The sequence below is a fragment of the Amycolatopsis sp. NPDC026612 genome, from assembly GCF_040638285.1.
Lineage (GTDB): Bacteria > Actinomycetota > Actinomycetes > Mycobacteriales > Pseudonocardiaceae > Amycolatopsis.
The window spans coordinates 1-17,953 of record NZ_JBEZYB010000123.1 but is presented as its reverse complement, the minus strand read 5'-3'; the positions used below and the strand labels follow the sequence as shown (position 1 = coordinate 17,953).

The window sequence follows — 17,953 nt, the reverse complement described above, 5'->3', positions numbered from 1 at the left end:
CGTGCTGCCCGGTGTGACCGTCATCAAGGAGCGCGACGCCGTCGTGGCCGCGGCGGCGTGGAACCGGGTGGTGGCCGCATGAGCCGGTTCGCGGCCCACGCCGGTCATCATCCGGGTCGTGCACATCGCGCCCGGCCCGACGCCGACCTTGACGACGTCGGCGCCGGCCTGGATCAGGTCGCGCGTGCCCTCGGCCGTGACCACGTTCCCGGCGACCACCGGGACCTGCGGCGACACCGACCGGACGGCCTTCAGCGCGGCGATCATCTTCTCCTGGTGCCCGTGCGCGGTGTCGACGACCAGGACGTCGACGCCCGCCCCGAGCACCGCTTCGGCCTTCTTCGCGACGTCGCCGTTGACGCCGACCGCGGCCGCGACGCGCAGCTTGCCCGCGTTGTCGACGGCCGGGGTGTAAATCTCCGCGCGCAGCGCCCCGACGGCGGTCAGGACGCCCGCGAGCCGGCCGTCGGCGTCGAGGCCCAGCGCCAGGTGGGCGCCGGTCCGGTGGAGCTGCTCGAAGACCTGCTGCGGCGGCGTGGTCAGCGGAACCACGACGGACGGCGGCTGCGCGACGTCGGCGAGACGCGCGAAGCGGTCGATGCCGGCACAGCTCGCTTCGTCGACGATGCCGACCGGGCGGCCCTCGCCGTCCACGACGACGACAGCGCCGTGGGCACGCTTGTGGACCAGGTTGAGGGCGTCGGCGACCGCGTCGCCGCCGGTGAGCACCAGTGGCGTGTCCCACACGGTGTGGCGGCTCTTCACCCAGCCGACGATCTCGGCCACGGCGTCGGTGTCGACGTCCTGGGGCAGCACCACCAAGCCGCCGCGGCGGGCGACCGTCTCGGCCATCCGGCGGCCGGCGACCGCGGTCATGTTGGCGACGACGATCGGGATCGTCGCGCCGGTGCCGTCGGCGGTGGAGAGGTCGACGTCGAAGCGGGACTCCACGTCCGAACGGTTCGGCAGCAGGAACACGTCGTCGTAGGTCAGGTCGTGGGCGGGCCGGTGGCCGTCGAGGAAACGCACGAGTCACCAGACTACCTGCCGGGCTCGTGGCAGGATCTGAGGGTATGAGCCGCCGCGACCGGGACACCGAGGGACGGGCACGCAACGCACGGCCGCGTGACGGCCTCGGCCGACCGCTGCCGTACGGCGCGGACGGCGTCGAGCGCCAGCCGGAAGGCATCGAGCGCACGCCCGCGCAAACGCTTGCGGAGGCGCAGCGGCTGCTCGACGACGGCAAGCCGTTCCACGCGCACGAGGTCTTCGAGGACGCGTGGAAGACCACCGACCAGTCCGACCGCGAACTCTGGCGTGGCCTCGCGCAGCTCGCGGTCGGGCTGACGCACGCGGCGCGCGGCAACAACGTCGGCGCGGTGTCGCTGCTGGAGCGAGGGGCGGCGAACATCGAGCCGTTCCGGAGCGAGCCGCCGCACGGCATTGACGTCGCCGGGCTGCAGGAGTGGGCGCGCACGCTGGCGGACGAAGCCAAGCAGCGAGTCCGGGTGTCGCCGAGCGTGCCGCGGCTGACGTGCTGACGGCGCTCGGTGCCGCGGTGATCGCGGCAGTGGCCTCGCTGGTCGGCGTGACGCTGGGCGCGCTGGTCGAGCCGGTGAAGCTCAACGCCGCCCGCCGCGCGAAGCTGCGGCAGGACCGGGCCGACCGCTGCGCCGGACTGATCGAGGCCGCCGTCCGGGCGCGGCAGCACAACATCGACCTCAACGTGATCCACCGCCGGCGCAAAATCGGTGAACTCACCGAGGCGGACGACGAGCGCACCGCCGGGTACGAGGATTCCTACTACGTCGCTCGCGCGCAGATGCGGTCGTTCTTCGGTCTGCTCGTGATGAGCGGCCCCGACGAACTGATCGAACGGGCCCGCACGGTCCGCCAGCGGGACCTGGAGCTGCACGTCGTGCGGCTCGAGGTCGAGGAGGGCGGCGTGTTCGACCGGATGAATCTGCCGCCCGCGGTGCGGAAGGCCGCCGGAGCGGTGGACCGGGCGATCGAGGACTTCGCGCTCGTCGCCCGGAAGCACACGTCCTAAGGCTGGTCCCAGCCGTCCGAAGCGGCCTTCTCGGCGCCGATCGTCGTGCCCTCGCCGTGTCCGGTGTGGACCTTCGTGGTGTCCGGGAGGGTGAACAGCTTCGCCCGGATGGAGTCCACGATCGTCGGGTAGTCCGAATAGGACCGCCCGGTCGCGCCGGGGCCGCCGTGGAACAGGGTGTCGCCGGTGAACAGGACGCCCAATTCCGCCGCGTACAGGCACACTGCCCCGGGCGCGTGCCCCGGCGTGTGGATGACACGGAGCTCGGTGCCGGCGACGGTGATCACCTGGCCGTCGGCCAGTTCGCCGTCCGGCGCGCGGTCCGGGTGGGTCTGGTCCCAGAGGACGCGGTCGTCCGGGTGCAGCAGGATCGGCGCACCGGTGGCCGCGGCAAGCTGCGGGGCGGCGTTGACGTGGTCGTTGTGCGCGTGGGTGCAGACGATCGCGGTCAGCTTGCGCTCGCCGATGACGTTTTCGATCGCCTTCGCGTCGTGCGCCGCGTCGATCACGATCACTTCCGCGTCGTCGCCCACGACCCACACGTTGTTGTCGACGTCCCAGCTGCCCCCGTCGAGCTCGAAGACGCCGGAGGTCACCAGGTTCTGCACGATCGCCGTCATGCGCCCGACCCTAGCGGGGTCAACCGGCGGTCGTACAGGAACGCGCCCGCGGCGAGCGCGGTGAAGAAGAGCCCGATGAACACGCAGTTCAGCGACACCTGGCCGTAGCCGAGGGCGCCGGCGTCGACGAACGGGTACGGGTAGAAGCCGGTGAGGGCGCCCCGGGGAAGCGTGAACGCGAGCCAGGTCAGCGGGTAGACCAGCGACCACCAGACCGTGCGCCACGTGAGGGGCCCGCGCGGGCCGACGAGGAGCCAGCCGGCCACGAACAGGATCGGCGTGACCTTGTGCAGCATCGTGTCGGCGACGAACGAGAGGCCGTGCAGATCGTGCAGGCCGGCGAGGGCGACCTGGTAGACGATGCCCGTCACGATGATCCCGGCCAGCGCGTCGAGCCAGAGCACCCGGAACAGCGTGCCCCGCGCCGCGCCCAGTGCCACCAACACCGAGGCCGCGATGACCAGCAGGTTCGAGTCGATCGTGAAGAAGCAGAACAGGTTCGCCACCCGGCCGGCGACCGTCGTGAAGCGACCGCTGCTGTCGCCCGCGGTGGCGATCACCTGGAGGACGAGGCCGGTCAGCGCGACCAGTGCGGTGACCGCGAACCAGGCGCGGGTGAGCTGGGAACGGTGCATCCCCGGAGGGTACCCGTCAGTAGTTGCCTTCGGTAATCCACAATGGACCCTCGATCGAGCCGGGTCCGGCCGCCTGGGGCTGCCCGGTACGGGGACAGCCCCGAGCGCGGTGCTACGCCGTGGTGAGCGTGTCCCGGAGCGCGGTGAACGCCTCGTACTCCGCCTTCTGCTCGACCGGCAACTGGTAGGTGGCGGCCAGGAGCTTCGTCACGGACGGGATGATGCTGAGCCGGAACGTCCGGCCGTCGGTCGTCTTGATCACGAACCGGCCCTGCAGGTCGCGCTTCTTGACCGAGGCCCGGTTGGCGTCGTTGATCGTCAGCGGCGTGCCCGCCGTGACGGTGCCGTTCTTCTCCTCGAGCGGGACGAGGACGAGGTCGGTCTGCCCGGGCTTGAAGCCCAGGGCGAAGTTGGCGACCGAGGTGGTGCGGAAGACCAGGTAGTTCTTCTGCCTGATTTCCGCGGCGTACACCTTGGTGTAGCTCGTCCCGTCGGCGACGGCCGAATCGAAAGCGGCGTGGATGGCCGCCTTCATCTGTTCCTTGCTGACCACTGCTTGCTCCTCCATGACCGCTCGGGAAGTGAGCGGGATCGTGTGAAGGAGCGCACTTTAGGGATTCCCGCCGCCTGCTGTGGCGGGGAAAAATGCCGTCATTTCGGCCGGAAGGCGGCGTTCGGCCCACCGAACGCCGCCTCCGTGGGTGAATCGTCAGCGAAGTGCCTTCACCAAGGCCGGCACGAAGACCGACGCGTCGACCGTGCCCCAGCCGCTGGCGATGTCGAAGCCCTTCGCCGCGGTGAAGCCGACGACGCCGTCCTGGCTGTTGTCGCCCTCGGTGACGTCGACGATGCCCGCCTTCGCCCCCGCCGGGCCCAGCTTCGCGTACAGCGCCGGGTTGATCTGGCCGAGCTTGCCGTGCTTGGCCTGCACCGCGAGCGCGAGCACGCCGGCGAACAGCGGCGCGGACTGCGACGTGCCGTAGACGCCTTCCATGCTGATGTCCGGGAACGAGCGCATCTTGCTACCGGTGATCTTCTTGACGCCGTCCTGCCAGCTCGGCCGCGCGTAGGTCTTCGACAGCCCGGCGCCCTCGGAGAAGCCGTTGTCGGCGACGTTCACGACGTCGTCCGGCTTGGTGCGGGCGCCCTTCGCGTCGAGGTGCAGCTGGGTGCCGCCGAGGGTCGTGACGCGCGGGTCGGACGCCGGCCAGCTCGCGACGCGGTACGGGTAGTTGCCCGGCCCGTAGAGGTACCCGCCGGTCGGACCGTCGTCGCCGGAGGAGGCGACCATCGTGATCCCGGCCTTGCTCGCGCGGTCCAGCGCCGGATCGAGCGTCTTGATCGAGTCGAACGACGGGAAGTTCTCCTCGGTCGTCCCGAAGCTCATCGAGATGACGTCGACCAGCTTGTGCTCGGTCATGTAGTCGACGGCGTGCATCATCTCGGGCAGCCCGGTGAAGCCCTGCGTCTCGGCGACCGGCGTCGCCGCGACGATGATCTTCGCGTTCGGCGCCATGGCGTGCATCATCGTGACGTCGAGGTCGGTCTCGCCGCCCCAGCCCTGGCAGGTGTCGGTGTCGACGCCGGGGTCGGTGCACGCCGGGACGGGCCCGGACGGCTGGATGACCTCGACGTTCGCCGGCGGCAGGCCGTGGTTCTTCGAGTAGGTGTCGAGCACCTGCTTGACCTGGTCGTCGCCGAACGACACCAGCGTTGCGACCGTGCTGCCCGCGCCGGTGATGCCGGCGTTCCACAGCTTCGTCGCGTTGTACGCGGTGCTTTCCTTCGGCAGCGTCGCCATCGCCGCTTCGAGTTTGGCGACCCGCTTCTGCACGCTGTCGGCGCCGACGAACGACTGCGCGGCCGCCGAGAAGTGGTGCTTCGACGGCTGGTGGCCGGCGTTCGGCGTGTTCGGCACGGGCGTGGCCCCGGCCGGCGCGGCGAACGCGGTCGCGAGCAGGGTCGTGCCGGCGAGCAGCCCCGCTGCAGCGCGCAATCTCATGCTGTTCTCCCCGTTGTGGTGGAAACTCCGTCCACCACCTTGGCCAGAACGAGGAGAAGGCAACATCGACTTTCGTCTTTCCTTTTAGGAGGAAAGCACCACCGACGCGCGAGATGTCGCGATCGAGACTTTCGTCGTCAGCTCCCTTCCGCGCGGTCGCCGTGCAGCAGGCCGCGGACCGTGTCGATGGTGTCGGCCTCGGCCGGGTCCTTGTCCGGGCGGTAGCGGACCACCCGCGCGAACCGCAGCGCCAGGCCGCCCGGGTAGCGCGTGCTCACCTGGGCGCTGTCCAGCTCGATCTCCACCACGATCTCCGGCCGCACGTACACCGTCCAGTCGTCGCGGTGGGTCTCGATCTCCTGGAACGTCCTGGTCTGCCAGGCCAGCAGTTCGTCGGTCATGCCCTTGAACGTCTTGCCCACCATGATCGGCGGGCCGCCGTCCGGGTCGCGGGCGCCCAGGTGCAGGTTCGACAGCGTGCCCGTGCGCCGGCCGTGACCCCACTCCGCCGCGAGCACCACCAGGTCGATCGTGTGCACCGGCTTGACCTTCAGCCACGCCCGCCCGCGCCGCCCTGCGGCGTACGGCGACGCCAGGTCCTTGACCATCACCCCTTCGTGGCCCGCTTCCATCGCTGCCTCCAGCACGGCGGCCGCGCGCGAAGTGCCCACCTCGCCGGGGATCACGTGCGCCCCGGCGACCTTGCGCAGCGCCGCGTTGCGTTCCGACAGCGGCGCGTCCAGCAGGTCGACGCCGTCCAGGTGCAGGCAGTCGAAGAAGTAGGGCTGCAGCAGCAGCGCCTTGACCTGTTCCTCGCGGGTGCTGCCGAACCGGCTCATCGTGTCCTGGAACGGCCGCGGCCGTCCGGCGTCGGTCAGCGCGAGCGTTTCGCCGTCGAGCACCACCGACTCGCACGGCAGCGCCCGCACGAGTTCCACCAGTTCCCGCACGCTCCCGGTGATCTCGCGTAGCGTCCGCGTCCAGACGTGCACCTCGTCGCCCTGGCGGTGCACCTGGATCCGCGCACCGTCCATCTTGTACTCGACGATCGCCTCCGCGTGCTCGGCGACGGCTTCGTCCAGCGACTCCGCCGGCGACGCCAGCATCGGCTTGACCGGCGTGCCGAGCGTGAGCCGGAACTCCGCCAGCGCCGCCTGCCCGCCGGTCAGCGCCGCGACGCCGGTGACGCCGAGCTTCCCGGAGAGCATGAAGGCCCGCCGCACGTCCTCGGCAGGCACCTCGGCGGCGGCCGCGATGGCGTCGACCATCACGCCTTCCAGCGCGCCCTGCCGCAGCTCGCCGGTGACCAGCCGGAAGAGGAACTGCTGCTCCTCCTTCGTCAGCCGGGTGAACAACGCGCGCAGCACGTCCTGCCGCCGTGTCGAAGAACCCGTGCCCGCCGCCACGCCGGCCGCCGCGGTCAAGGCCGCGTCCACCTCGAGCACCGAAACCACCGGCTCCGGCGCCGGATCGGCACCCAGCCCGGCCAGGGTGCGCCAGCCCGCGCCCAGCCTGTCCTGCGCTGTCTGCCCCGTCAGGTACGCGATCACCGCGGGCAGTTCGGCGATTTCCGCTGCGCGCAGCACCGCGGCCAGGACGGCGATCTTCGCCTTCCTGGACCTGGTCGCCGCCAGTTCGGCGGACGCGCGGACCAACTCGCTCAGCAGCACCCGGACATCATGACCCCGGCCACCGACAGTTTCCAGTCGGCTTCTGGCTGGTGCCGTCAGGACGGCCGGACGTTCCGCCTGGTGGCGGGCAGCTTCACCCGGGCGTCGGCGGGCGCCTCGGCGATCCAGCTGGCCAGCAGGCCGAGCGCGCGCTCGCTCTCCGACCCGGGTTCGGCGTGGTAGATCACCATGCCCTGGTCGGGGTCGTCGGGCAGGCGCAGCGTCTGGTAGCGCAGCCGCAGCTCGCCGACCACCGGGTTCACGATCAGCTTCCAGCCCTGCGCCTTCTCCTGGACCGCGTGCTCGGCCCACAGCTTCCGGAACTGCTCGCTCGCCAGCGAAAGCTCGTCGATCAACCGGGTGAACTCCGGGTCGCCGGGGTGCCGGCCGCTCTCCGCGCGCAGGTTGGCGACGAGCTCGCGGCACACCGCATCCCACTCCGGGTGCAGGTGCTTCGCGCGTTCGTCGGTGAAGACGAGCTTCGGCATGCTGCGCTCTTCGAGGCGGCCGAAGTCGAACGAGACCGCGCCGCCGAGGGGGTTCCAGGCCAGCACGTTCAGGTACCGGCCGAAGACGAACGCGGGTGCCTGGATGGCGTCCAGGAGGTGCTGCAGCTCGGGCCGGACCCGCTGCGGCACGCTCTTCTCCCGGCGCTTCGGTGCGGCGACGTTGTGCAGGTACGCCTCCTCGCCGGCGTTGAGGCGCAGCGCCCGCGCGAGCGCGTCGAGGATCGCGTCGGAGACGTTCTTCGCGCGGCCCTGTTCCAGCCGCGTGTAGTAGTCGACGCTGATGCCGGCCAGCTGCGCCAGCTCCTCGCGGCGCAGGCCCTTGACCCGCCGCTGGGTGATCCCGGGCGGCAGGCCCAGGTCGGCGGGGTCGAGGGCGGCGCGGCGTGCCTTCAGGAAGGCGCCCAGCTCGGCTGCGTCACTCATGCCTCCAGTATCCCCCGGGGACGCCGCCCGTCAGCCGGGAGACCGAAGGGAGCGCCACTCGCACCGGGGCACGAGGACGCTCCCTTTCGGCGCAGCTCAGCCGGACCTCGGCTCAGAGGGAAGCCGACATGATCGCCGCCAGCTCGGCGAACGAGCGGCTGTCGAGCGAGCCGTTCAGGCTGGCGGCGACACCGGCGTCGGCGTAGTGGCCGAAGCCGTGCGCGCGCATCAGCGCCTGCGCGGCGAAGTTGGCGGCCTCGTGCGCCGTCGCGCGCTCGGCGGCCGCGATGGCCCGCGCGCTCACCACGGCGGCGTCGATCCAGCAGCTGGCCGGGCGCTGCGCGGAAACGAGTTCGAGCGGCGCCAGCGCGTTGTCCACGGCGGAGGGCACCTGCTGGACTGCGGCGGCTTCGATGATGTTCATGCTTGGTTCTCCTATTTTGTTCGGCGTCGGATCGGCCGTTCGGGAACGCTACCCCGCGCCGTCGATTTGGCCATCCACCAGCATGAGGATGAGTTTTCGAACAAATTTTCCGGATAATTCTGAATGGCATTCCCGGTCACCTCGGGGGCGAATCCGCGGAGCCGTGGCCGTCCTGCCTGGTCCTGGCGGACCCAGGTTGCGCGTGACCTGGCACGTCCCGCCCGGCGCCGGGAAGGTGGAGCCCAGGAACGACGAGGAGGAACGGGCGATGGAACGGCGAATTCTGGGCGGCACCGGCATTTCGGTCAGCGAGTACGCGTTCGGCGCGATGATGCTCGGCCAGTGGGGCAATCCCGACCACGAAGAGGGCGTCCGGATGCTGCACACGGCACTCGACGCGGGCATCAACTTCTGGGACACCGCGGACATGTACAGCCACGGCGAGAACGAGCGGATCGTCGGCAAGGCGCTCAAGGGCCGCCGCGACGACGTCGTGCTGGCCACCAAGGGCTTCTTCCGGATGGGTGCGGACCCGAACACGGGCGGGAACTCGCGGCGCTGGCTGACCCGCGCGCTGGACGACAGCCTGCGCCGGCTCGACACCGATTACGTCGACCTGTACCAGGTCCACCGGCCGGACCCCACGACCGACATCGAGGAGACGCTTTCGGTGCTCACGGACTTCGTGCGGGCCGGGAAGGTGCGCGCGATCGGGTCGTCGGACTTCCCGGCCGAGCAGATCGTGGAAGCCCAGTGGGTGGCGGAAAAGCGCGGTCTGGCCCGGTTCCGCGCCGAGCAGCCGCCGTACTCGATCTTCAACCGCGCGATCGAGACCGCGGTGCTGCCGACCGCGCAAAAGTACGGCATGGGCGTGCTCACCTGGAGCCCGCTGGCCAGCGGCTGGCTGTCCGGCAAGTACACGAAACCGTCCGATGTGGACCTGTCCGACGGGCGCCGGACGTTGCAGGTGCACAAGTTCGACCCGGCCCTGCCGGAGAACGCCGTCAAGTTCGAGGTGATCGCGCGGCTGAAGAAGCTCGCCGACGACCTGGGCCGCCCGATGACCCACCTGGCGACGGCGTTCGTCCGGGCGCACCCGGGCGTGACGTCGGCGATCATCGGCCCGCGCACGCCCGCGCAGCTCGACGACCTGCTGGCCGGCGCGGACCTGGTCCTCGACGACGACGTGCTGGACCGCATCGACGAGATCGTCCCGCCGGGCACGGACCTCAACCCGGCGGAGAAGGACTACACACCGCCGGCGCTGGCGGACAAGCGCCTGCGCCGGCGGTAGCCGGTCACTTGCCGCCGCGGGCCATGCGGAGGACGTCGAGAGCCTCGTCGAGCTGGGCTTCGGTGAGCTTGCCGTCCCGGACGTACCCGCGTTCGACGACGACCTCGCGGATCGTCTTCAGCTCCTTCAAGGCCTGCTTCGCGACCGCGGCCGCCTCTTCGTAGCCGATGTACTTGTTCAGCGGCGTCACGATCGACGGCGATCCCTCGGCGTAGGTGCGCGTGCGTTCGGTGTTCGCGGTGATGCCCGCGAACACCTTGTCCGCCAGCAGCCGCGACACCGCCGCGAGCAGGCGCGCCGATTCGAGGACGTTCCGGGCGATCACCGGCAGGTTGACGTTCAGCTGGAAGTTGCCCGCCGCGCCGGCGAAGGCCACCGCGGCGTCGTTGCCGATCACCTGCGCGACCACCTGCAGCGTGGCCTCCGGGATCACCGGGTTCACCTTGCCGGGCATGATCGACGAGCCCGGCTGCAGGTCGGGGAGCGCCAGCTCGGCCAGGCCGGTGCGCGGCCCGGAACCCAGCCAGCGCAGGTCGTTGGCGATCTTGTTGAGCGACACGGCGACCGTGCGCAGGTGCCCGGACGTCTCGACGACGCTGTCCTGCGTCGCCTGCGCCTCGAAGTGGTCGCGGGCCTCGGTCAGCGGCAGCCCCGTCACCGAGGCGAGTTCCGCGGCGACCGACGAGCCGAAGCCGTCCGGCGCGTTGAGGCCCGACCCGACGGCCGTGCCGCCGATCGGCAGCTCGCCCAGCCGCGGCAGGCCCGACTTCAGCCGTTCGACGCCGAAGCGGACCTGCGACGCCCACGCGCCCGCCTCCTGGCCGAGCGTGATCGGCACGGCGTCCATCAGGTGCGTGCGGCCGGACTTCACGACGTCGGCCCACTCCGCGGCGCGGACCTCGATGGCGCCGGCGAGGTGCTCCAGCGCCGGGATGACGTCCTTGAGCACGGCTTCGGTCGCGGCGACGTGGATGGTCGTCGGGAACGTGTCGTTCGACGACTGCGACGCGTTGACGTGGTCGTTCGGGTGGACGTCACGCCCGAGGGCGCGCGAAGCGAGCGTCGCGATGACCTCGTTGGCGTTCATGTTCGACGACGTCCCGGACCCGGTCTGGAAGACGTCGATCGGGAAGTGCGCGTCGTGGGCCCCCTCGGCGACCTCGTCGGCGGCGGCCGCGATGGCGTTCGCGACGTCGGCGTCGAGCACGCCCAGCTTGAGGTTCACGCGCGCGGCGGCGGCCTTGAGCAGGCCGAGCGCGCGGATCTGGGCGCGCTCCAGGCCCCGGCCGGAGATGGGGAAGTTCTCCACGGCCCGCTGGGTCTGCGCGCGGTAGAGCGCGTCGGCAGGCACGCGGACCTCGCCCATCGTGTCGTGTTCGATCCGGTATTCCTGATCAGCCATGACACCGATTCTGGCCCTGTTCGCGGCCGCCCGCGTGGTGGCGTCGCCCACCCTCGCCCGCCCGCGACGCTAGGATCGGGTGTGTTCTCGATCACCGCCATCCACCACTGGCTGGAGCGAGCATGACTGAAACTGGGGACGCCTACGACCTCGTCATCATCGGCGCGGGTCCGACCGGCCTGTTCGCCGCCTACTACGCCGGGTTCCGCGGCCTCTCGATGGCGGTGGTCGATTCGCTGCCCGAGCCCGGCGGCCAGGTGACGGCGATGTATCCCGAGAAGATGATCTACGACGTCGGCGGGTTCGCCGAGGTCCGCGGCCGCGATCTCGTCGAGGGCCTGGTGAAGCAGGCCGCGCCGTTCAAGCCGAAGTACCTGCTGGGGCGCAAGGCCGAAAAGCTGGAGCCGGCCGGGGACGGCGTCGAGCTGACCCTCGACGGCGGCGAGACGCTGCGGGCCCGCGCCGTGCTGATCACCGCGGGCATCGGTGAGTTCACCCCGCGCCCGCTGCCGGCGGGTGACGGCTGGCTCGGCCGCGGCATGGTCCACTTCGTGCCCTCGCTGCAGGTGCACGCGGGGCAGCACGTCGTGGTCGTCGGCGGCGGCGACTCGGCGTTCGACTGGATCCTCGCGCTGCACCCGGTGGCGGCGAGCGTGACGCTCGTGCACCGGCGCGCGAAGTTCCGCGCCGCCGAGTCGATCGTCCGGCAGGCGCGCGAACTCGGCACCCGGATCATCACCGACGCCGAGGTCACGCGGTTCGTCGAAGCGCCGGACGGCACACTCGAAGCCGTCGACGTCTCGATCAAGGGCAGCGGCGACGAGCGGCTCCCGGCCAACGCCGTCGTCGCGGCCCTCGGGTTCACCGCCGACCTCGGCCCGATCGAGAGCTGGGGCCTGGAAATCCACCACCGCGCCATCGCCGTCGACTCGACGATGGCGACCGCACGGGAACGCGTCTACGCCGCGGGCGACGTCGCCGCCTACCCGGGGAAGGTGAAGCTGATCGCGACCGGCTTCGGCGAGGCCGCGACGGCCGTCAACAACATCGCCGTCGCGCTCGACCCCGACGCCCACTTGTTCCCGGGCCATTCGAGCAACGCCGAATAGGTCAGGCCTTCGTCTTCTCCGCGATCCACGGCGCGTAGGCGACGACGGAGGTGTAGATCGACGGCGCCGTCGCGCATTGCGGGTCGTCGTTGCCCGGCCGGCTGGTGACGCCGGCGAGCAGCCAGTGGTCGCCGTCGCGCACGATCTCCGGGCCGCCGGAGTCGCCGAAGCACGCCCCGGACTTGCCGCCCGGGTTGTCCGTGCACAACTCGGCCGTGCCGTCGAACACCGACGTGCACTTCGTGCCTTCGACGATCTGCGTGTCGAGCTGCTGCAGCGTCGTGGGGATCTCGCCGCAGTTCAGCTTCGGGCAGGTCTGGCCCCAGCCGAGGAGCCGGGTCGCGGTGCCCGGCGTCGCGGCCGTCGCGAGCCCGATCGGCGTCGCGGTGACCGGCGCGGTCAGCCGCAGCAGCGCGATGTCACCCGCCGGGGTCTGGGTGTTGAACGCGGGGTTGAGGATGATTTCGGCCGGCTGCGCGACCTCGCCGCCCTGGCCCGAGTCGTTCGTCCCCGTCCGCAGCGAGAAGGCGGCCGGGGTCTTGCCGAACGCGCAGTGCGCGGCCGTGACGACCCAGGTGGGCGCGATCAGCGCGCCGGCGCAGAACAGCTTGCCCGACGAGGTGTGCAGGGAGACCGTGAACGGGTACGGCTGGTCCGCGTTCGCGCCCCCGACGATGGCGGGGGCGGCCGCGGCGGTGCCGGGGACCAGGACGGCACACAGGACCAGCAGGGCCAGTAGTCGCCTGGTCACGGAACTCCTTACGGCAGCGGGGGCACGACGTCGTCGGCGGGCGCGTCCAGGTGGCCGTCGAAGTTGACCGAGGAGTACGCCCGCAGCTTGTTCAGCCGGTGGTAGCCGTCGATCATTCTGACGGTCCCGGACTTGGACCGCATCACGATGGACTGCGTCGTCGCGCCGCCCTCGCGGTAGTGGACGCCGCGCAACAGGTCGCCGTCGGTGACGCCGGTGGCGCAGAAGAAGACGTTGTCGCCGCGCACGAGGTCGTCGTTCAGCAGCACGCGGTCGAGGTCGTGGCCGGCGGCGAGGGCCTTCTCGCGCTCGGCGTCGTCCTTCGGCCACAGCCGGCCCTGCAGCTCGCCGCCGAGGCACTTCATCGCGCAGGCCGCGATGATGCCCTCGGGGGTGCCGCCGATGCCGATCAGCATGTCGACGCCGGTGGTCGGGCGGGCCGCGGCGATCGCGCCCGCGACGTCGCCGTCGGAGATGAACCGGATCCGCGCGCCGGCGTCCCGGATCTCCTTGATGATCTGCTCGTGCCGCGGGCGGTCCAGGACGCACACGGTGACGTCGCTGACACTGCTGTGCTTCGCCTTGGCGACGCGGCGGATGTTCTCCGCGATCGGCGCGCCGAGCTCGACCTTGCCCGCCGCGTCCGGCCCGACGGCCAGCTTCTCCATGTAGAACACCGCGGACGGGTCGAACATCGCGCCGCGCTCGGCGACCGCGAGCACCGCGAGGGCGTTCGGCATGCCCTTGGCCATCAGCGTGGTGCCGTCGACCGGGTCGACCGCGACGTCGCAGTCCGGCCCGTCGCCGTTGCCGACCTCTTCGCCGTTGAACAGCATCGGGGCTTCGTCCTTCTCGCCCTCGCCGATCACCACGACCCCGCGCATCGACACCGTCGAGACGAGCTGGCGCATCGCGTCGACGGCCGCGCCGTCCCCGCCGATCTTGTCGCCGCGGCCGACCCAGCGGCCGGCGGCCATCGCGGCGGCCTCGGTCACCCGGACCAGCTCCATCGCGAGGTTGCGGTCGGGCGCTTCACGACGACTCTCTGCGGTGGACATCAGGCCTCCCGGATAGTGGAACTGGCGGGTAGCCAGTCTGTCAGATACCCGCCGGGATTCCAGATACCGTCGGCATGGTCTACCTCACTGTTCGGAGTCGTCCTCCACGGACGCCAGAGCGGCCTCGATCCGCTCGCGGGCGCCCTCGAGGTGGCGCTCACAGACCTTCGCGAGCTTCTCGCCCTTCTCCCACAACGCGAGCGACTGTTCGAGGGACAGGCCACCGGCCTCGAGCTCGCGGACGACCTCGACGAGGCGGTCGCGGGCTTGCTCGTACCCGAGTTCCTCGCTGGCTGCTTCACTCACGCTCGGTGTTCTCCGACCTTCCGGGCTTGCACGCTGTTCGCGCACACTACCGCGCTGGCCATGGCGTGGTCGTACCCGACGAACGCGAGGGCGAACTCCTGCCCGTCACCGTCCGCGATCGCCTCTTCGAGGTTCTCCTGCGCGCCGGCCACCCGCTTCCGGTGCCCGGCCCCCTCGGCGAACCACCAGCGCGAGCCGACCTGCGTCGACGTCGCTTCGGACAGCCGCCGCAGCTGCGGCGCCAGGTCGCGGCGGGCCGCGGTGCCGCAGCCGGCCAGCAGGGCCGTCCAGCACTCGGCGGCGGCCCGGTCGGTGCGCACCGCCTGGTCCAGGAGCGGCCGCGCGCCGAGCTTCCTGGCCGCGTCCACGGTGAGCGGGAGGAACGTCACCTTCACCCCTGCTCTCCTTCCGCCACCGCCTTGATCGCGCCGTCGCCCACCCGCACGCGCAGCTGGGCACCGGCCTCGACTTCGGAGACGGAGCGGAGTACCTGGAGGTTGCCTTCGGCGTCGACGAACTGCACGACCGCGTATCCACGGGCCAGCGTCGCCGCCGGCCCGAGCGCGGTGAGCCGGGCCCGCGCGTTCGCGACCTCGGCCTGGTCCTTGGCGAGCAGGCTCAGCATGGCGCGGCGGGCGCGTTCGCGGTGGACGTCGACGTCGTCCTGCCGCCGCTGGACCGGGCCCAGCGGGTCGGCCAGCGACGGACGGCTGCGGATCTGGTTGAGCAGCCGCGCCTGGGTGTCGACCCAGCCGTGCAGGGCGCGGCGCCCGCGGTCGCGCATCTGCCGGACGCGCTCGGTCTCCTCGCGCAGGTCCGGGACGATCCGCTTGCCGGCGTCGGTCGGCGTCGAACAGCGCAGGTCGGCGACGTAGTCGAGCAGCGGGGTGTCCGGTTCGTGCCCGATGGCACTGACCACCGGCGTGCCCGTGGCCGACACCGCGCGGCAGAGCGCTTCGTCGGAGAACGGCAGCAGGTCCTCGACGCTGCCGCCGCCGCGGGCGATGACGATGACGTCGATGTCGGGGTCGGCGTCGAAGATCCGCAGCGCGCGCATGACCTGCGGCACCGCCTGCGAGCCCTGCACGGCCGTGTTGAGCACCTTGATCCGGACGTGCGGCCACCGCCCCTGCGCGTTGGCCAGGACGTCCCGCTCGGCCGCCGACGCGCGGCCGGTGATCAGCCCGACGCCCTTCGGCAGGAACGGGATCGGCCGCTTGCGTTGGGCCGAGAAGAGGCCTTCGGCGGTCAGCAGCTTCTTCAGGCGTTCGATCCGCGCCAGCAGCTCACCGACGCCGACGGCGCGGATCTGGTCGGCGCGCAGGCTGATCGTGCCCCGGCCGAAGAAGTACGACGGCTTCGCGTGCACGACGACGCTCGCGCCCTCCCGCAGCGGCGGCTCCATCTCGCGGATCAGCCAGTTCGGGCAGGTGACGGACATCGAGACGTCCGCCGAAGGGTCGCGCAGGGTCAGGAACGCGGTTTGGGTGTTCGGGCGGGAGCTGACCTGGGTGACCTGGCCCTCGACCCAGACGGTGCCGAGCCGGTGGATCCAGTCGCCGATCTTGCGCGCGACGGTCCGGACCGGCCACGGCGATTCCGCGGTGCTCGCGGAGGCTTGGACGGATTCGGTGCTCACGGGCCTTCCGCGTCGTCGCCGTCTTCGGCTTGCTCTGCCTTGGCCCGTTCGGCCTTGCGGGCGTTGGCGATCCGGCGGGACAGCATGCCGGTGAAGGACGAGCGGTCGGCGTGGGCGCGTTCGTGCTCGAGGATCGTCTCGAGCTGCTCGATCGAGAACTGGCGCAGCCGGGCCCGCAGCTGCGGGAGGGTGAGCTGGTCGTAGCCGGTCAGCCCGGCCGGACCCTCGTACCCCGCGGCGCTGGTCCGGGGCGTCTCGCTCTTGGTCTTCTTGTCGACCTTGGGCGTGCCGGGCTTGGGCTTGCGCGGAACGTCGTCCTCGCGGGCCTTGCCGTCGCCGGCTTCGGTGTCCCGGGCCTTGCTGTCGCGGTCCTGGGTGTCGCCGGCTTCGGTGTCGTTGGCGGAATCGAACTCGCCGTCGGCGTGGTCCTCGGCGAGCGCGCGTTCCTCTTCGGCCCACGGATCGCCCAGCTCCGCTTCGAGCTCGGCCGCTGACGGAATGTGACCGTTGATCTCCGAACGGGGTTCCGGCACCTCGGCGACGGAGGCCAGGTTCGGCCGCGCGGGCGGGACGTCGGGCGCGGCGTCCTCGTCGAACGTCGCCCAGCTCGGCGAGTCTTCGACCGGACGCAGGCTCGACAGGGCGCTGTCGCCCTTGATCGCCAGCTCGGTGACGTGCTGCTGGACGCGCATGGAGGCCTGCAGCACCTGGCTGACCACGGTCACCGGGAGCCCGGCCAGCTGCCGGGGAAGTTCGCGAACCCGCTCGGCGGTGGAGACGGCGAGGCCCGCGGCGACCCGGAGGGGGAGCGGGAATGGCTTCATGCGTCTAGCCTGCCCCATGTCCCGCCCTCGTGCCCAACCGAAAGGGTGGGTTCGGGCGCGTTGCGTGACCTCCGGCACAGCTCGGTCGGGGACGAAGCTCACCCGAAAGGGACTTCGAGTTCGTCTCGGGGCTGCCCGTACCCTGGGTGGCATGAGTGCAGCGAGTCCCGGAATCGAGCCCGCGGGTACCCCCACGATCACCGGAACCGCATCCGGCAAGCGAGTGCTGCTCGCCAAACCCCGCGGTTACTGCGCCGGCGTCGACCGCGCGGTGATCGCCGTCGAGAAGGCCCTCGAGGTCTACGGCGCCCCGGTGTACGTCCGCAAGGAGATCGTCCACAACCGGCACGTGGTCGACACGCTGCGCGAGCGCGGCGCGATCTTCGTCGACGAGACGTCCGAGGTGCCGGAGGGCGCGCTCGTGGTGTTCTCCGCCCACGGCGTCTCGCCGATGGTGCACGCGGAGGCGGCCGAGCGGAACCTCCGCACGATCGACGCGACCTGCCCCCTCGTGACGAAGGTCCACAAGGAGGTCAACCGCTTCGCGAACGACGACTACGACATCCTGCTGATCGGCCACGAAGGCCACGAAGAGGTCGAGGGCACCGCCGGCGAGGCGCCGGACAAGGTGCAGCTGGTCGACAAGGCCGAGGACGTCGGCAAGGTCGAGGTGCGCGACCCGTCGAAGGTGATCTGGCTGTCCCAGACGACGCTGTCGGTCGACGAGACGATGGAGCGCGTCGACCAGCTCCGCGAGCGCTTCCCGGAGCTGGCGGACCCGCCGAGCGACGACATCTGTTACGCGACGACGAACCGCCAGGTCGCGGTCAAGGCGATGGCCGCCGAATGTGATCTGGTGCTGGTGGTCGGGTCGACGAACTCGTCCAACTCGAAACGGCTGGTCGAGGTGGCCCTGAAGGCGGGCGCCCGCGCGTCGTACCTGGTCGACTTCGCGCACGAAGTCGACGAAGCGTGGCTCTCCGGTGTGACGACGGTCGGGGTGACTTCGGGCGCGTCGGTGCCGGACGTGCTGGTCATGGAGCTGCTGGCCTGGCTGGCGGAGCGCGGCTACGGGGACGTCGACGAGGTCACGACGGCCAACGAGAAGATCTCCTTCGCACCGCCCAAGGAACTGCGCAAGGTCTGAGTTCGCCCCGCGGTACACGAAACGGGGGGGCGCTCCCCCCGGGGGGGGGCGCCGGGGGGGCGGGGGGGAGCGGGGGGTGGGGTGAGAGTG

At 71.2% G+C, this 17,953-nt stretch carries 20 protein-coding genes; 5 read left to right on the top strand and 15 right to left on the bottom strand.

All coding sequences use genetic code 11. From position 1 onward, the window contains the following. Positions 1 to 1,029, bottom strand: a 1,029-nt coding sequence (locus AB0F15_RS42780) for an IMP dehydrogenase (RefSeq protein WP_360283257.1), incomplete at its 3' end; no start/stop codon positions are given. Between the two features lie 44 nt (positions 1,030 to 1,073). On the opposite strand from AB0F15_RS42780, the gene AB0F15_RS42775 reads away from it, so the two are divergent. After that, a complete protein-coding gene (locus AB0F15_RS42775) occupies positions 1,074 to 1,541 on the top strand; it encodes a DUF309 domain-containing protein (RefSeq protein WP_360283255.1) in 468 nt (155 codons plus the stop codon). 17 nt (positions 1,542 to 1,558) lie between these two features. Next, positions 1,559 to 2,050, top strand: coding sequence for a hypothetical protein (locus AB0F15_RS42770; RefSeq protein WP_360283253.1), 492 nt, complete (start codon positions 1,559 to 1,561; stop codon positions 2,048 to 2,050). Here AB0F15_RS42770 and AB0F15_RS42765 read toward each other — a convergent pair. The 7 genes from AB0F15_RS42765 to AB0F15_RS42735 form a co-directional block, all read right to left on the bottom strand. Beyond that, positions 2,047 to 2,670, bottom strand: a complete 624-nt coding sequence (locus AB0F15_RS42765; RefSeq protein WP_360283251.1) for an MBL fold metallo-hydrolase — start codon at positions 2,668 to 2,670, stop codon at positions 2,047 to 2,049. The two genes, AB0F15_RS42770 and AB0F15_RS42765, sit on opposite strands and share 4 nt — an antisense overlap. Continuing rightward, positions 2,667 to 3,305 carry a Pr6Pr family membrane protein gene (locus AB0F15_RS42760; RefSeq protein ID WP_360283249.1) on the bottom strand — a complete coding sequence of 213 codons (639 nt, stop codon included), beginning with the start codon at positions 3,303 to 3,305 and terminating at the stop codon, positions 2,667 to 2,669. Before AB0F15_RS42760 ends, AB0F15_RS42765 begins: the two co-directional genes overlap by 4 nt. A gap of 112 nt (positions 3,306 to 3,417) precedes the next feature. Then, the gene (locus AB0F15_RS42755; RefSeq protein WP_360283247.1) at positions 3,418 to 3,858 is read right to left on the bottom strand and encodes a hypothetical protein; all 441 of its coding nucleotides are present in this window, start codon (positions 3,856 to 3,858) and stop codon (positions 3,418 to 3,420) included. A 156-nt stretch (positions 3,859 to 4,014) separates the two neighbouring features. Further along, positions 4,015 to 5,307 carry a S53 family peptidase gene (locus AB0F15_RS42750; protein ID WP_360283245.1) on the bottom strand — a complete coding sequence of 431 codons (1,293 nt, stop codon included), beginning with the start codon at positions 5,305 to 5,307 and terminating at the stop codon, positions 4,015 to 4,017. A gap of 137 nt (positions 5,308 to 5,444) precedes the next feature. Next, positions 5,445 to 6,977 (bottom strand): ATP-dependent DNA ligase, encoded by a 1,533-nt coding sequence (locus AB0F15_RS42745; protein ID WP_360283243.1) that lies wholly within the window; start codon positions 6,975 to 6,977, stop codon positions 5,445 to 5,447. Between the two features lie 56 nt (positions 6,978 to 7,033). Continuing rightward, entirely contained in the window at positions 7,034 to 7,909 is an 876-nt protein-coding gene (locus AB0F15_RS42740; RefSeq protein ID WP_360283241.1) for a helix-turn-helix transcriptional regulator, read from the bottom strand. A gap of 112 nt (positions 7,910 to 8,021) precedes the next feature. Beyond that, on the bottom strand, positions 8,022 to 8,333 hold the full coding sequence (locus AB0F15_RS42735; protein WP_360283239.1) for a hypothetical protein: 312 nt from the start codon (positions 8,331 to 8,333) through the stop codon (positions 8,022 to 8,024). A 268-nt stretch (positions 8,334 to 8,601) separates the two neighbouring features. Between AB0F15_RS42735 and AB0F15_RS42730 the strand changes: the two genes are divergently transcribed. Beyond that, positions 8,602 to 9,627 carry an aldo/keto reductase gene (locus AB0F15_RS42730; RefSeq protein ID WP_360283237.1) on the top strand — a complete coding sequence of 342 codons (1,026 nt, stop codon included), beginning with the start codon at positions 8,602 to 8,604 and terminating at the stop codon, positions 9,625 to 9,627. Positions 9,628 to 9,631: 4 nt separating this feature from the next. On the opposite strand, the gene AB0F15_RS42725 is transcribed toward AB0F15_RS42730, so the two are convergent. Next, complete coding sequence (locus tag AB0F15_RS42725) at positions 9,632 to 11,029, bottom strand: class II fumarate hydratase (protein ID WP_360283235.1); 1,398 nt, start codon at positions 11,027 to 11,029, stop codon at positions 9,632 to 9,634. A 122-nt stretch (positions 11,030 to 11,151) separates the two neighbouring features. On the opposite strand from AB0F15_RS42725, the gene AB0F15_RS42720 reads away from it, so the two are divergent. Beyond that, positions 11,152 to 12,138, top strand: coding sequence for an NAD(P)/FAD-dependent oxidoreductase (locus AB0F15_RS42720; protein ID WP_360283233.1), 987 nt, complete (start codon positions 11,152 to 11,154; stop codon positions 12,136 to 12,138). A gap of 1 nt (position 12,139) precedes the next feature. On the opposite strand, the gene AB0F15_RS42715 is transcribed toward AB0F15_RS42720, so the two are convergent. The 6 genes from AB0F15_RS42715 to AB0F15_RS42690 form a co-directional block, all read right to left on the bottom strand. Beyond that, complete coding sequence (locus AB0F15_RS42715) at positions 12,140 to 12,889, bottom strand: serine protease (RefSeq protein ID WP_360283231.1); 750 nt, start codon at positions 12,887 to 12,889, stop codon at positions 12,140 to 12,142. 8 nt (positions 12,890 to 12,897) lie between these two features. Next, positions 12,898 to 13,947, bottom strand: coding sequence for a class II fructose-bisphosphatase (gene glpX, locus AB0F15_RS42710; RefSeq protein WP_360283229.1), 1,050 nt, complete (start codon positions 13,945 to 13,947; stop codon positions 12,898 to 12,900). 84 nt (positions 13,948 to 14,031) lie between these two features. Then, positions 14,032 to 14,253: an exodeoxyribonuclease VII small subunit gene (locus AB0F15_RS42705; RefSeq protein WP_013229792.1), complete on the bottom strand. Its 222-nt coding sequence runs from the start codon at positions 14,251 to 14,253 to the stop codon at positions 14,032 to 14,034. After that, positions 14,250 to 14,648: a hypothetical protein gene (locus tag AB0F15_RS42700; protein WP_360283226.1), complete on the bottom strand. Its 399-nt coding sequence runs from the start codon at positions 14,646 to 14,648 to the stop codon at positions 14,250 to 14,252. Before AB0F15_RS42700 ends, AB0F15_RS42705 begins: the two co-directional genes overlap by 4 nt. Continuing rightward, the gene (xseA, locus tag AB0F15_RS42695) at positions 14,645 to 15,892 is read right to left on the bottom strand and encodes an exodeoxyribonuclease VII large subunit (RefSeq protein ID WP_360283224.1); all 1,248 of its coding nucleotides are present in this window, start codon (positions 15,890 to 15,892) and stop codon (positions 14,645 to 14,647) included. The genes AB0F15_RS42700 and xseA overlap by 4 nt, the downstream gene beginning before the upstream one ends. Then, positions 15,889 to 16,716, bottom strand: coding sequence for a lipid droplet-associated protein (locus AB0F15_RS42690; RefSeq protein ID WP_360283222.1), 828 nt, complete (start codon positions 16,714 to 16,716; stop codon positions 15,889 to 15,891). Before AB0F15_RS42690 ends, xseA begins: the two co-directional genes overlap by 4 nt. A gap of 151 nt (positions 16,717 to 16,867) precedes the next feature. Between AB0F15_RS42690 and AB0F15_RS42685 the strand changes: the two genes are divergently transcribed. Beyond that, the gene (locus AB0F15_RS42685; protein ID WP_360283220.1) at positions 16,868 to 17,863 is read left to right on the top strand and encodes a 4-hydroxy-3-methylbut-2-enyl diphosphate reductase; all 996 of its coding nucleotides are present in this window, start codon (positions 16,868 to 16,870) and stop codon (positions 17,861 to 17,863) included. Positions 17,864 to 17,953 lie beyond the last annotated feature (90 nt).